This window comes from Paraburkholderia sp. BL9I2N2, assembly GCF_004339745.1.
In the GTDB taxonomy this organism is placed as follows: Bacteria; Pseudomonadota; Gammaproteobacteria; order Burkholderiales; family Burkholderiaceae; genus Paraburkholderia.
The window spans coordinates 1,393,363-1,405,504 of sequence record NZ_SMGP01000002.1 but is presented as its reverse complement, the minus strand read 5'-3'; the positions used below and the strand labels follow the sequence as shown (position 1 = coordinate 1,405,504).

Sequence of the window (12,142 nt, the reverse complement as noted above, 5' to 3'; positions counted from 1 at the left end):
AACATTTATCGAAAAAGAAATTCATCCGGGCGAGCGACGCTGATGCCGCCGCCGCGATAGATTTCTCAGCTACCACGTGCGAGCTTTTTCCAAAGCAGCGAGAGAGCGTCTCGCGCGCCGGCTTAGTGCGCGAGCTGGCCGACGTAGTATCCGAGCCGATCTTCGACATCGCCCGGCTTGTGAAAGCCACGCGCCAGTAGCGCCTTGATATTTTCCTGCGCGGCGGGCCGCCCCAATGACGCGATGCACGCGTCCCACCCGGCGCCGAGCTCCACGTCCGGCGGCAGAGAAGTGTTGACGAGGCGCTTGGTGTTGGCGATGGCCCACTTGTCAAACCCGGCGATCCGGGTTGCCAACGCATCCACGAATGCGTCGAGGTCGGCATCGGGCAGTGCCCGGTTCACATAGCCATAGGCCTCTGCCTGGTCGGCACGGAGGTCTTCAGAACCCAGAAGCACCTCCAGTGCGCGGTTACGGCCAATGAGCTGGGGCAGTCGGGCCATGGGGCCGCCGCCGGCGACCATCCCGACGCCCACCTCCCATTGCGAGAGCAGCGCCTTTTCCCGACTGGCGAAACTCATGTCGCAGGCGAGCGTGATCTCGCTGCCATTGCCCGTCGCCCGGCCGCGGATCAGGGCGATGGAGACGACGGGCGCGCGCGTCAGGCGCACGAGGAAGTCCGGCCACTGCGGTAAGCCTGTGGGGCCGGGCGGCATGGCGGTCAGATCCTCGAGCCTGGCCAGGAAATCGGAGTGATTCAGGAAGTAGCCGTCCACCGCGCTATCGAAGACCACGACCTTCACATGCTCGTCGGTTTCGAGCGCGTTGATGAGTTCCTGAAACTGCTGGACCATTGGCGGCCCCATGACGTTGATCGGCGGGTTGTCGATCGTGACACGCCAATAGGCCGCGGATCGCCGGGCCACGCTAATCTGAACGGGGTTCGTGGTTGCGTTCATTGGGGACTCCTATCGCCGACATATGCGCGGGCTTCGCGGCCCGCGCCCGATTGGGACTAGGCCTGCAGAACCTTCAGCAGTTCCCTGGCAGTCGGACCAGATGAGGCCGGGTTCTGGCCGGTGATCAGCCGTCCGTCGACAATGGTGAGCACGGCCCAGTTGGCCACCTTTTCAAAGTGGCCGCCCAGACGCTTGAGTTCATCTTCGACGAGGAAGGGCATGACCTTGGTGAGGCCGACGGCTTCTTCCTCATCATTGGTAAAGCAGGTGACGCGCTTTCCCTTGACGAGAGGCTGCCCCTCGTAGGTCGCCTTGAGCAGAACACAAGGGCCATGACAGACGGCGGCGACCGGCTTGCCGGCGTTGTAGAAATCCTCGATCAAGGCGATCGAGTTTTTGTCATTGGTCAGATCCCACATCGGGCCATGACCACCGGCGTAGAAAATCGTATCGTAGTCGGCCGCTTTGACATCGGCGAGCTTGACGCTGTTGGCCAACACCTTCTGGGTCGCAGGATCTTTCTTGAAGCGGAGCATCGAGTCGGTCTGATTGTCGGGGTCGTCGCTTCTGGGATCGATCGGTGGATGGCCACCCTTGGGTGAGGTCACGGTGACCTCTGCATCGGCATCCGTGAACGCATAGTAGGGAGCCGTGAATTCTTCGAGCCAGAAGCCGGTCGGCTTGCCGGTATCTCCAAGCACGTTGTGCGAAGTCAAAACCAACAGGATTTTCATTGCAGTCTCCGTTCATTGAGGCCAGTGTCTAAACGCGGCTTCGCCGCAGGGCAAGCTTGAGATGAAAGTCGTTGCTCGGAGTAGGTGTACGTGGTCCTCGCCTTGCGGGGAAATTGGCGCGCGCGGGCCTGGAAGATGGGGCCGCCGGGCGCGGTGAAGAGGACGCTGTCATCGCGGCCTCCCATTGCCGCCGCATGCGAGGAACGCTTGTATTCTGGTCCGGCTCCCGCGCCGCGCCATCACACGAAGGTATTGCCTGGACCATGCAATGGTATGCGCAGCGCTTCGCTGTTCGACCGGGCGACGCCGTGGCGCAATGCCCGCGACGCTGCTGTTTTCACGCTGGCATCAATGCAAAAGATTGTGTCGTCACGCGCCGTGTTTTCACGTTGCGTTTTCACATATTGTGGTTCCACATACCCGAAGCCGTGAACGGGGAACCGGTAGTCAACGCCTCTCAGGAGCCAGACATGAGCAACATTCCAATGCGGAGCGAACGCGCAGTGGGGACCCTGGACGCCGGCGCGTTCGACATGAAGCTCGAGATCGTCGTGATCCCTGTCTCGGACGTCGATCGCGCCAAGCGCTTTTATGGCGAGTTGGGTTGGCGGCTCGATCTCGACTTCAAGGCAGGGGACGACTACCGCGTGATCCAGTACACGCCGCCCGGCTCCGCATGTTCAGTCATGTTCGGCACGAACGTTACCGCCGCGGCGCCGGGCTCAGTCCAGGCGCTTCACCTCGTCGTCTCCGACATCGTGGCCGCGCGCAATGAACTGCTCCGTCGTGGCATCGAGATCAGCAAGCCATTCCACGACACGGGCGGCGTGTTCCACCATGCCGACGCGAAATGCGTGGTTAGCGGCCTGAATCCGCAACGGCAAAGTTATGCCTCGTACGCTTCGTTCAGCGATCCGGATGGCAACGGTTGGCTCTTGCAGGAGATCACCGTGCGCTTGTCCGCAGACATCGAAGAGGGCGACACCCGCTTCACCGATGAGGTCGTCAAGGCGATTCATGCTACGACAGTGGGATAGCGATCGCGGCGTTAGAATGGAGGATGCAAGTTCGACTATGCGCCGACGCTGCGTATCGAGGTCCAATACGCTCGCAAGGATCATCGTGCGCATCTTCACATCACCTCAGGAGCGTACCTTATGGCGACTTATATCGTCTTCACGAAAGAAAGCACGCAGGATCAGAGTGAGCTCGACATCTATCAAAGCAAGGTGGGCGAGACCTTCAAGGGTCATCCCGTCAAGCTGCTCGCCGCATACGGACCTCAGCAGGTTCTTGAGGGCGACGCGCCAGAGGGCGTCGTAATCGCTGAATTTCCGTCGACGGCGGCCGCGCGTGCGTGGTACGACAGCCCGGCCTATCAGGAGGTCGTGCAGCACCGGTTCAAGGGCGCGCGTTACCGCGCCGTTCTCGTCGAAGGCGTGTGACGGAAGGCGGCAACGATTGGGCGCGCGGAGTGTTTCCTTATTTTTTGCCTTGATTGGATTCAATTTGCTGGCGCAGGCGCTCTTCGTTTTCCTGAAGCTCGGGCGTGAACGCCTCGCCAAAGTCCGCGGCCTCGAAGAACGGGCGAATTTCGATTTCCGACTCGCTTGGCATCGGGTTCGGGCAGCGGCGTACCCATTCGATCGCTTCGTCCATTGATTGCACCTGCCAGATCCAGTAGCCCGCGATCAGCTCCTTGGTTTCGGCAAACGGGCCGTCGACGACGGTCCGGTCCTTGCCGGAAAATCTCACGCGCACGCCCTTCGAACTCGGTTTGAGTCCGTCGCCGCCGAGCATGATCCCGGCCTTGACCAGTTCTTCGTTATATCGGCCCATCGCCGCGATGAGTTCCGTGCTGGGCATTTGACCTGCTTCGGATTCGGCGGTCGCTTTGACCATGACCATTACGCGCATTTCGATTCTCCTGTCCAAACGATGAGTCCCGGTTTATGTCGGAAGGCATTCGGCGCCTTCAACACTACGACGAATGAGTGCGCGCAAAATCGACAGATGGCGTCGAAACTTTTCCGTTTCAGCGGAGATCGGGCTGTATGACTCCTCAGCGCTCCACCACCTTGAACACCCGATTCTTGTCGAGCGTGGCTGACTTCGGGGCATCTGTTCGGCGCGGGGTTGGACGTGTACCGGAACGAGCCCAATGTCGACAGGCGGTTCGCAGGACTCGACAACGTGTTCCTGACGCCCCATATGGCCAGCGCCACGATCGAGACCCGTGACCAGATGGGCTTCACGGCACTCGACAATGTCGCCGCGGTGCTCGATGAGCGGCCTGCATTGAATCCGGTCTGACGTCGATGCTTTATTCGATGCGCTTACGCGCACCGCAGTGAGACGCGGTGGCGTAAGCGCCAGCTAGAGCGACAGATTAGCCGTCCGCCTGACACGGCTTACCCGTTGTTGTTCAGTGCTCGCTCGGTCTGATGGCAGGATCGTTTTCCACCACTTCATGGGTCGCGGCCCAGTACGGCTGCCGATTGTAGTAGCTGTACGTCGACTCTCCCCACTTCGCGTCTGCCATCGACGGCCAGTGATCCTTGTCGAAACCCGGCTCGTCCTTCAGGCGCTGTGCGGAGATGTCGACGACGAAGCACTTCTCGTCCGTATCCAGAGTCAATGCACTCCACGGGATGGCATGCAGGTTTGAACCCATTCCGAGGAAGCCGCCTTCTGAAAGTACTGCGTAGGCGATGCGTCCGTTCCTGACGTCGAGCATGATGTCTGAAATTTTTCCAACGTGTTCGCCATCAGAGGACATGACCTTGTTCCCGTCGAGCGTTGCTGCGGCCATGATGTCCGGCCCCGGACCCTCGCCCATACCGCTGCCGACGATGTCGGCGCCGCGCCGGGTGTCACCTTGCGGGTTGATTGAGCCCATGATTCACCTCCTTCAAAAAAAGGTACTCCAGATGCGCGCAAGCGGTGTTCCCGAGCCGTCAGCCGCAGGATGACCCCAACCTGTCCCTCAAGGCGCGGACGCAAAGGTCGGGCGGCTCGGTTGCCAATATCGGCGACGAGCTTAGGGACCGGAGTTTTGGATGCGAAGAGAAGGACGATGCCATCGCGGGCATCCGAGGTGCTACGTGGGGCAGCCGAGCTTCGTAGCCAGGTCGTTCATATCCGCTGCTACGAAGTCCCAGGTCTGTTCGGCATGCAGGTCGCTCCGTTGGCCGGGACCGTGTTCGACGGGCCGCACGACGAAGGCCGTCTTCAAGCCACATTGACGTGCCGCCGCCAGGTCGCCGTTATGAGCCGCAACCATGCAAACTTCCGCAGGCTTCAAACCAAGGATTTCGACGGTGTCGACGTAGACCTGTGGCGACGGCTTGTACGCCCGAACGACTTCCGCTCCGAGAATGGCGTCCCACGGAAGCGCGGCCCGTTTCGCCATATCCATCATCAGCCTGATGTTTCCGTTCGAGAGCGGGGCGATCATGAAGCGGCGCTTGAGTCTCAGCAACCCTTCGACGGAATCAGGCCACGGGTCGAGGCGATGCCAGGCGTGATTCAGTTCATCGAGTTCTTCGGTGGAAATTGAACGGATGTCGACGCCATAGTCGGTCATGACTTTGACCAGGTTTTCCCTGTGCAATACGTCAAGCCGGACGAACTGCCGCCGCCCGCTCCGTATCTCCTCCATTGCGGGCGCGTATTGGCGTCGCCACGCGTCCGCAAACTCAAATGCGTCAATCGGCACAGCATGGCGGCTGAGAAACTGACCGGCATCGCGAGCGACACCACTTCTCCAATCGACAACCGTCCCGAAGACGTCGAATAAGAGAGCCTTGATTTCCGAGCTATTCGGCATGTCGTGGACCTTTCGAGCGTTGAGGTGAAACAAGTCTAACCGGATAGACGCGCTCATGAATCGAGGAGCGAGCATCGTTCGCCTCGCGTGGGTCCGGTCCGCCGCGACCACCGATGAATCGCCGACCCTTCGCGACGGGGCGCACCGCCCCGGATCCGATGCGTGGTCTCCTTGAACCCTGAGGCGCAGAGGCATCCCGTATTCTGGAGTAAGCTGACTGTATTAAAGGCGTGACGCAGCGTGCTGCGTCGCGTCAGACCTTGGAGCACGTCATGAAAACGCTGGATGCAACGTCGCGCGCGGGCGGCGCCGTTGCGTTGGCGGTCCTGTCCGCAGCCTTGTCCGGTTGCTACTATTACGTGCCCTATGGCTACGTTCCGTACGGCACTGTGCCGGCGCCGGCCGACCAGCAGCAATATCCGTTCTCGGTGGCCGACGCAGCGGCAACTGGCGCGGTTACGTCGGATGCGATTGCATCGACGAATACCTATGCCGCGCCAGCCGTGCCCGTCTTCGTCGCGCCTGCGTATTACCCGGTCGCGTATCCGTACCCGTATCCGTATCCGTACTACGGCTCGCCCGCGTGGTGGGGACCATCGGTGTCACTGAGCTTCGGCTATTGGGGCGGTTGCTGCTATGGAGGCGGCCGATATGGCTACTGGGGCCACCACGGCTACTGGGGGCACGGATATCGAGGCGGTTGGGGCGGTCATGGCAGTTGGGGCGGTCATGGCAGCTGGGGTGGCCACGGATACCACGGGCAAGGTATGGGCGGCGGCCGCTACTGGGGCGGTGGCGGAGGCCACGGACATTCGCATTGAACGCCAGGAGCGACGCATCCGTGTTCGACAGGTCCGCGACAGCTTGAACCACAGTGGCTGAACTCGAAGCACGTCGCCGGCACGCGACAGCGGCCGATTAAAGACAGAACTGCCCAACTGAACGATCGTCTGCTTTGTCGAAGCGGCATGAGTTAATACGCTTGGTAAGCTAACTCGGCCGCGACAGCCCCTTGACTACGAGGTCACGTGGTCGAACAGCGCGCGTGGCACAGCAACTAGATATCAGCTTACGACGGCCGAACTGTGGCCAGCCTCGTGCCGGCGAACGGGTCCCGACTCCAGTCGATGGCAGGACGTAAACGGCTAGCCGAAGTCGACGTTTTTTCAACGGCAAAGTGCGCCAATGACTGCCCAGCACTCGTGGCTTGCTTCAACCACTGCGGCATCTCGCCTTTGCCATCCCAGGTGTCGCCGAAAGCGCTACGGTATCGTGCCGACTTTTGCCGCGCCCTGTCTTCGGCAATTGCCGCCGCGAGGTCACCCACCTTGATACCAACCTTCGTCATCTTGCGACGCAGGTATGCAATCATGCTTTGGCGTTTTTGCTCATCCATGTCGGTTTCCCCTTCGATGTTCCAGCCTCGCAGCGGTCTCGTGTCGTCTTGCCTCGCCGACGCGCCCCGCTACCAGACAATTCGGATGTGGCAAGTATCCCGTCGAGGAAATCTGGCGTCGATGTGCGATTTCTGAAAACACTGTTGCAGGCAGAGTGGCAAAACTTTCACGACCCTTGATGACGGGCATCGATCTTATTTTGCGCAACCGCAGTGCTGACATTTCGCATGCGTCTGGCATCCTAACGACTGCAAGCAGGGATTGCCGCTGAAGCGCTTGCCGCTCTCCAACGAAGCGGTCTGCTTTCTTAATCCGCCACGAAAAGCCGTTTCCGCGTTGTGCGCGGGCATCGGTTTAAACATTCGCTTTCGTTTCGACTTTCTGCGCCCTATAACTTATTTGCAGGGGCGACTATTAGGTGTCGATGGGTCCATGAAATCCATTGACGTTGCCTGTTCGCACGCCTTCTTGCGCCCACAGACCTTGGCTCGGCGCACTGCGCCTCGTATCCTTTTCCCAATTACCCGAAACTTTTGCATCGGGCGATTGGCCCGCGGATTCGAAGATAGCTTCGCATCCGCACATCCTGTATGGATTTAAACCGCGGGACACGCGAATAACGAATCAATGGATGGAAAACTTAAACTGGATTAAGGAGCCAACATGAAATTACGATTGATGGTTGCTTCTGCTTTCGGGTTGCTTGCCATGGTCGGTTTTGCGCATGCGCAAAACACGCCCGATGCGGCACAACCTGCACCACAGCAGAACGTCGCGACTCAGACTGATTCTTCGCCCGGTGCGGGGATGGAGGCCTATGGCGGCACGCCTGATACCAGAGTCCAAAGCGGTGCGAAACATGCCAGGCCGTGCAGGGTGGACCCGCAATGCAACGTCTTTTTCGGGGGCAGCTAAAAACCAGCTGACGGCGCGCGAGTCACCAACTGACGGTACTGTTTGCTCGCGGCGAGATAGGGACCGGCGGCCTTGGTCGGGCTGGCCGGGTCCCCTTCATCCTTCAAGGAACGGGCGTGTCCTAGTAGGGGAGATCTTTCTTTGGATAGGCGAAGCGTCGGCAGGCTTTAGGAGCGAGCCGAATGGACTTTGCAACCCGAGTTTGTATGCTCGGGAATCTTGACCCGAAAGTATTCGCCACGAACTGGCCGCGTCACGACGTCGATCTCGGTTCGGGCCAGGGCCAACCTCTCTTATCGTTGGGCACTTCTGCTTCCGCGGCCGGCACGGCCCTAACCGGAGCCTCGACCGAACCCACCGCATTGGCGGCATCGTGCGACGGTTCAGCCAGAGCATCTTTATTACTATTCGAAAGTCCGGTGCCGAACCACTTTACTTTCTTCTGGACGTAGCCGATATACGCGTTCCAGCCGTCGGGGTTGCCGTCAAAAAGGTTCTGCTGAACGGTTGACGCCAATGCGTCACGGTTGAGTTCTGCCTCGAGCAACTCCGTCGGCCACGGGAAAAACGAGCGGGCGGCGCGTGTGCTGAATTCGGCCACCGTCATTTTCGGCGCCAAGGCCGTAAGGAACGCGAAGTCCCGCAATGAAGCATGTTTCTGCACAAGATGCGCCACCGACGCGTCCGGTTCATTCGTGCCGGACAAACAGTTCAAAGCGGCGAGAATGTCGCCCAGGTGAAGCAGCAGTTCTCGTCGATCAAATCGGTCGTCCATTGCAGTGTGTCGGTTCATTTCGTCCTTGCTTGAAGTGCTTTGTCTCGGCGCGACGTCTTGGTTCGACGCTTCTCAATACATCCGGTTCCAGAAGAAGAAATGCGAACCGAAGTTCGCATTTGTAGACGCAAAAAGTCTCAGAGAGACGAGCTGTCTTACTGAACGGCAGACACCGTCGACACGAACTGCTTGGCTGCCTTGTTGGCCGATTCATAGGTCGCGTTCGCTGCCGAGAGAACCGAGTTCCACGCGGCAACGGCGGATTCGCTTCCTGCCGGCGCGTTCTTCTGGAGGCTCTCGACGAAACCTTGTGCGTCTCGTTGGACCTGTTGGCCATGCGCTGTCGCGGCGGCGGAGATTTCGCTCTGAACGCCGGACACGATTTCATGAACCTGGCGGCCGTATGCGACTACCTTTTCCGCCACCGGCTGCGAGAGGCTTGCTTGCAGTGCGAACAGCGCACCCGGATTGCCGGCCGAGAGGGCTTTGGCGACGATTTCCTGATTTTCGGCGAGCGTCGCTTTGCCAACTTGCAAATTCAACGCGACCAGCTTTTCGAAGCCTTCAAATGCCTTGTTCGTCAGGCCAAAAAGGGTTTCCAGGCTGGACTGCTGGGCGGCAACCAATTGTTGGGGAATAAGAGTGCTCATCACTGCTCCGTAAGGGTAAGGCGGCAAGAGTGCGAGGGGCTCTGAGTGAAAACAAAACCGCGCGCCGAAAGTGTCAAGGCAAATTGCTGCGCTGCAACAAAACCCATTGTACGGGGGAATGCCGGGAAGTCAATCAGTTTCGTCGCGCGATTCTGCGACGTGACTCTTTTGCCTATCCACTCTGCCGCGCGCCGGTTCTGCTATCGGGCAGAAAAACGTTTCGACAGATGAATGCGGATTGTCGCGGGGCGCCTCTTGCCGGGCTTCGCCGCGACCGCGTAGCGTGCGTGAAAGGCGGTTGTGGATTGCTTGTAGCTGTCTGGCGGGCGCTCCCGTGTCAACGTTGCAGAGACAGGAAGCGCTATCGCCCGGAATCCTGTTCACTCAGCGCTCTCACGTTCGTGACCAGAGTCATTCTGAAAATCTCGACGAGCGGGCGCAAATTTATCCTGTGCCATGCCGCCCATAACGGAGTGCGGTAGGTGAACCAGGGCACTTCTCGTAACACGACGCCCGCGGGGGCTTGGTGACGAAGGCTCCGTTGAATCATCGCGGCCCCGAGACCGGCCGCCACCAGCCCTAATGCCGTCAAAGGCTCCGTTGCCTCCATCGAGATAGCCGGCGTAAATCCGGCGCGCGCGCAGGCCGCGACAAAGGTGTCGTGGTTGAGCACGTTCTCCTTATGCAGCACGGCAATCCAGTCGAGCTTCCCAAGTGCGGCAGGAGTGAGCTTCGGCGTTGTGGCCAGCGGATGCGAATCGGGAACCGCAAGCAGCATTGGGTCGCTCAGGAGTTGCGCGCAGTCGAGGTCCGGGTCGTCCTTGAGCGGCGGCTCACAGACCAGCGCGACATCGAGACTGCGTTGGCGCAGCCCCTCCAACTGCTCGGACGACGGCAGGTTGTAGAGCGCGATATGCACTGCAGGCCGGTCTTTTCGCAAGGTGCGAAGGGCGTCGGACAACACACCCGAATGCATCGCGTTTTCCAGATAGCCGATGCACAGCCCTCCCTCATCACCGCGGCCCAATCGACGCGCAAGCGACTCCAGGCGGTTCGCATGCGTCAGCAGCGCACGTGTCTCCTGAAGAAACGTGCGGCCGTCGGATGTGAGCCGAATGCGCTGCTGGCTACGCTCGAAGAGCGTCAGGCCAAGGCGTTCCTCCAACTGAGCGATTTGCCGGCTGAGCGGCGACTGCGAGATATGCAGCCGCTCGGCCGCTCGGCCGACGTGTTCCTCCTCGGCGACCGCGACGAAATATTGAAGTTGACGGATATCCAGCACTTAAGACCTCATAGGACGCAAGATTGTCCAATTATGTCTTGGACGGACTCGCCGCCGCAACCTAAACTGGCTTCACTTTCATGAACAAGAGGTCCGAGATGAGCATCAGAGAGAAGCTGCAAGGCGTGCTGGGATTCGGCACAGCTCTGTTAGGCAACATGTATCGCAACATCCCCGAGGCGCAAGCACAGGCGACCGTCGACGCAGCCTGGGAACAGGGCGTGCGCTACTTCGACACGGCGCCGTTTTATGGCGCGGGGCTCGCCGAAATCCGTCTAGGCGCCGCTCTGCAGAAGCACAACCGTGACGACTACGTGCTGAGCACGAAGGTGGGGCGGCTTGTTCTCGACGAAATCGAAGAGCCCGCTGCGCGCGACCTCGGCGAGAAAGGAGGGCTTTTCGAGTTCGGCCGTCCGAACAAACTCGTCAACGACTATACGGCGGACGCTACGCTCCGCTCGATAGAAGATAGCCTCAAGCGCCTGAACACCGACCGTCTCGACATTGTCTGGGTACACGATATTGCCCAGGATTTTTACGGCGACGAATGGCTCGCGCAGTTTGAAACCGCGCGCAAGGGTGCGTTCCGCGTACTGAGCCGGCTTCGCGAAGAAGGTGTCATCAAGGCGTGGGGGCTGGGTGTGAACCGCGTGGAGCCGTGCGAACTGACGCTCGACCTCACTGAAGCGCAGCCCGACGGCTTCCTGCTCGCCGGCCGGTACACGCTGCTCGACCATGAACGCGCGCTGCAGCGCCTGATGCCGGCGGCCGCCCGGAGGAATGTGGATATTGTCGTCGGCGGCCCGTACAGCTCTGGGGTGCTCGCCGGCGGCACGCACTTCGAATACCAGAAGGCATCGCCGGAAATTCTCGCGAAGGTCGAGCGCATCAGGACCCTCGCGCAACGCCATCAAGTGAGCATCAAGGCTGCGGCACTGCAGTTTTCGCTGGCCAATCCTGCCGCCGCCGCGGTCATTCCTGGCGCCAGCAAGCCTGAGCGCATCGCCGAGGACTTTGCTGCCTTGTCGGAGAAAATCCCTGCCGCTTTCTGGCAGGAGATGCGCGAGCAGCAGCTCGTCGCCGCCGACGCTCCGTTGCCATCCACACGTACAGGAGCTTGAAATGGCACAAACCTCTGCATCGCTCGAAGTCCCGGCAACCGCCGCCCGCGTTTGGCAACTGATTGGCGGCTTCAACTCCCTGCCTGACTGGTTGCCGTTCATCCCTGGCAGCGAGTTGAGTGAAGGCGGGCGGGTTCGGCACCTGAAGACCGCTGACGGGCAGGTGATCATTGAACGCCTCGAAGCGTTCGACGAGAAGGCGCGCTCGTACAGCTATTCGATTGTGGAAGCACCGTTTCCGGCAAGCGACTACCTGGCCACTATCAGCGTGAAGGAAGTCGCGGGTAGCGCTTCATCACTGGTGACATGGTCCGGAAGTTTTTCGCCGGTTGGCGTCAGTGATGAAGAGGTCGCCCAGCTTTTTCACGGCATCTACGAGGACGGGTTGATGGCGTTGAAGGAATCGCTTGAGTCAGGCGACAAAGAACGCCTACGGTAACCACGACAGCTTTTAGATGGCCTCTGCTCGCACGCCGTTTG

The 12,142-nt window shown here is 60.1% G+C and carries 16 protein-coding genes and 1 pseudogene; 7 read left to right on the top strand and 10 right to left on the bottom strand.

Annotated features, from left to right (window positions below; all coding sequences use genetic code 11):
* Positions 1–122 precede the first annotated feature (122 nt).
* From B0G74_RS28240 to B0G74_RS45870, 3 genes are all read right to left on the bottom strand, one after another.
* Complete coding sequence (locus B0G74_RS28240; RefSeq protein ID WP_132378452.1) at positions 123–959, bottom strand: enoyl-CoA hydratase/isomerase family protein; 837 nt, start codon at positions 957–959, stop codon at positions 123–125.
* A 56-nt stretch (positions 960–1,015) separates the two neighbouring features.
* Positions 1,016–1,693, bottom strand: coding sequence for a type 1 glutamine amidotransferase domain-containing protein (locus B0G74_RS28235; RefSeq protein ID WP_132378450.1), 678 nt, complete (start codon positions 1,691–1,693; stop codon positions 1,016–1,018).
* Between the two features lie 239 nt (positions 1,694–1,932).
* Positions 1,933–2,094 carry a hypothetical protein gene (locus B0G74_RS45870; RefSeq protein WP_165923934.1) on the bottom strand — a complete coding sequence of 54 codons (162 nt, stop codon included), beginning with the start codon at positions 2,092–2,094 and terminating at the stop codon, positions 1,933–1,935.
* Between the two features lie 69 nt (positions 2,095–2,163).
* Here B0G74_RS45870 and B0G74_RS28230 point away from each other — a divergent pair, with 69 nt between their 5' ends.
* A complete protein-coding gene (locus B0G74_RS28230) occupies positions 2,164–2,730 on the top strand; it encodes a VOC family protein (protein WP_132378448.1) in 567 nt (188 codons plus the stop codon).
* Between the two features lie 120 nt (positions 2,731–2,850).
* Complete coding sequence (locus B0G74_RS28225) at positions 2,851–3,138, top strand: DUF1330 domain-containing protein (protein WP_132378446.1); 288 nt, start codon at positions 2,851–2,853, stop codon at positions 3,136–3,138.
* Between the two features lie 37 nt (positions 3,139–3,175).
* On the opposite strand, the gene B0G74_RS28220 is transcribed toward B0G74_RS28225, so the two are convergent.
* On the bottom strand, positions 3,176–3,610 hold the full coding sequence (locus B0G74_RS28220) for a YciI family protein (RefSeq protein WP_132378444.1): 435 nt from the start codon (positions 3,608–3,610) through the stop codon (positions 3,176–3,178).
* Positions 3,611–3,799: 189 nt separating this feature from the next.
* Here B0G74_RS28220 and B0G74_RS28215 point away from each other — a divergent pair.
* Positions 3,800–4,006 (top strand): annotated as a pseudogene (locus B0G74_RS28215) (NAD(P)-dependent oxidoreductase); the annotation flags it as partial.
* 112 nt (positions 4,007–4,118) lie between these two features.
* Here B0G74_RS28215 and B0G74_RS28210 read toward each other — a convergent pair.
* Positions 4,119–4,592 carry a PRC-barrel domain-containing protein gene (locus B0G74_RS28210; protein ID WP_132378442.1) on the bottom strand — a complete coding sequence of 158 codons (474 nt, stop codon included), beginning with the start codon at positions 4,590–4,592 and terminating at the stop codon, positions 4,119–4,121.
* A 201-nt stretch (positions 4,593–4,793) separates the two neighbouring features.
* Positions 4,794–5,522, bottom strand: a complete 729-nt coding sequence (locus tag B0G74_RS28205) for a haloacid dehalogenase type II (RefSeq protein ID WP_132378440.1) — start codon at positions 5,520–5,522, stop codon at positions 4,794–4,796.
* Positions 5,523–5,794: 272 nt separating this feature from the next.
* On the opposite strand from B0G74_RS28205, the gene B0G74_RS28200 reads away from it, so the two are divergent.
* The gene (locus B0G74_RS28200; protein ID WP_132378438.1) at positions 5,795–6,343 is read left to right on the top strand and encodes a hypothetical protein; all 549 of its coding nucleotides are present in this window, start codon (positions 5,795–5,797) and stop codon (positions 6,341–6,343) included.
* A gap of 248 nt (positions 6,344–6,591) precedes the next feature.
* Here B0G74_RS28200 and B0G74_RS28195 read toward each other — a convergent pair whose 3' ends face one another.
* The gene (locus B0G74_RS28195; RefSeq protein ID WP_132378436.1) at positions 6,592–6,918 is read right to left on the bottom strand and encodes an H-NS family nucleoid-associated regulatory protein; all 327 of its coding nucleotides are present in this window, start codon (positions 6,916–6,918) and stop codon (positions 6,592–6,594) included.
* 664 nt (positions 6,919–7,582) lie between these two features.
* Here B0G74_RS28195 and B0G74_RS28190 point away from each other — a divergent pair.
* A complete protein-coding gene (locus B0G74_RS28190) occupies positions 7,583–7,834 on the top strand; it encodes a hypothetical protein (protein WP_132378434.1) in 252 nt (83 codons plus the stop codon).
* Between the two features lie 253 nt (positions 7,835–8,087).
* Here B0G74_RS28190 and B0G74_RS28185 read toward each other — a convergent pair whose 3' ends face one another.
* The 3 genes from B0G74_RS28185 to B0G74_RS28175 form a co-directional block, all read right to left on the bottom strand.
* Positions 8,088–8,609: a hypothetical protein gene (locus B0G74_RS28185; protein ID WP_132378432.1), complete on the bottom strand. Its 522-nt coding sequence runs from the start codon at positions 8,607–8,609 to the stop codon at positions 8,088–8,090.
* A gap of 155 nt (positions 8,610–8,764) precedes the next feature.
* Positions 8,765–9,286 (bottom strand): phasin family protein, encoded by a 522-nt coding sequence (locus tag B0G74_RS28180; protein ID WP_243658322.1) that lies wholly within the window; start codon positions 9,284–9,286, stop codon positions 8,765–8,767.
* 334 nt (positions 9,287–9,620) lie between these two features.
* Positions 9,621–10,541, bottom strand: a complete 921-nt coding sequence (locus B0G74_RS28175; protein WP_132378430.1) for a LysR substrate-binding domain-containing protein — start codon at positions 10,539–10,541, stop codon at positions 9,621–9,623.
* A gap of 98 nt (positions 10,542–10,639) precedes the next feature.
* On the opposite strand from B0G74_RS28175, the gene B0G74_RS28170 reads away from it, so the two are divergent.
* A complete protein-coding gene (locus B0G74_RS28170) occupies positions 10,640–11,662 on the top strand; it encodes an aldo/keto reductase (protein WP_132378428.1) in 1,023 nt (340 codons plus the stop codon).
* A 1-nt stretch (position 11,663) separates the two neighbouring features.
* The gene (locus B0G74_RS28165) at positions 11,664–12,101 is read left to right on the top strand and encodes an SRPBCC family protein (RefSeq protein ID WP_132378426.1); all 438 of its coding nucleotides are present in this window, start codon (positions 11,664–11,666) and stop codon (positions 12,099–12,101) included.
* The last annotated feature ends 41 nt before the right edge of the window (positions 12,102–12,142 follow it).

What these genes read in the sequence shown, in the direction of transcription:
- B0G74_RS28205 (WP_132378440.1), bottom strand. Translation starts at nt 5,522, where the DNA reads ATGCCGAATAGCTCGGAAATCAAGGCTCTCTTATTCGACGTCTTCGGG.
- B0G74_RS28170 (WP_132378428.1), top strand. Translation starts at nt 10,640, where the DNA reads ATGAGCATCAGAGAGAAGCTGCAAGGCGTGCTGGGATTCGGCACAGCT.
- B0G74_RS28210 (WP_132378442.1), bottom strand. Translation starts at nt 4,592, where the DNA reads ATGGGCTCAATCAACCCGCAAGGTGACACCCGGCGCGGCGCCGACATC.
- B0G74_RS28195 (WP_132378436.1), bottom strand. Translation starts at nt 6,918, where the DNA reads ATGGATGAGCAAAAACGCCAAAGCATGATTGCATACCTGCGTCGCAAG.
- B0G74_RS28190 (WP_132378434.1), top strand. Translation starts at nt 7,583, where the DNA reads ATGAAATTACGATTGATGGTTGCTTCTGCTTTCGGGTTGCTTGCCATG.
- B0G74_RS28240 (WP_132378452.1), bottom strand. Translation starts at nt 959, where the DNA reads ATGAACGCAACCACGAACCCCGTTCAGATTAGCGTGGCCCGGCGATCC.
- B0G74_RS28220 (WP_132378444.1), bottom strand. Translation starts at nt 3,610, where the DNA reads ATGCGCGTAATGGTCATGGTCAAAGCGACCGCCGAATCCGAAGCAGGT.
- B0G74_RS28200 (WP_132378438.1), top strand. Translation starts at nt 5,795, where the DNA reads ATGAAAACGCTGGATGCAACGTCGCGCGCGGGCGGCGCCGTTGCGTTG.
- B0G74_RS28230 (WP_132378448.1), top strand. Translation starts at nt 2,164, where the DNA reads ATGAGCAACATTCCAATGCGGAGCGAACGCGCAGTGGGGACCCTGGAC.
- B0G74_RS28165 (WP_132378426.1), top strand. Translation starts at nt 11,664, where the DNA reads ATGGCACAAACCTCTGCATCGCTCGAAGTCCCGGCAACCGCCGCCCGC.
- B0G74_RS28225 (WP_132378446.1), top strand. Translation starts at nt 2,851, where the DNA reads ATGGCGACTTATATCGTCTTCACGAAAGAAAGCACGCAGGATCAGAGT.
- B0G74_RS28235 (WP_132378450.1), bottom strand. Translation starts at nt 1,693, where the DNA reads ATGAAAATCCTGTTGGTTTTGACTTCGCACAACGTGCTTGGAGATACC.
- B0G74_RS28185 (WP_132378432.1), bottom strand. Translation starts at nt 8,609, where the DNA reads ATGGACGACCGATTTGATCGACGAGAACTGCTGCTTCACCTGGGCGAC.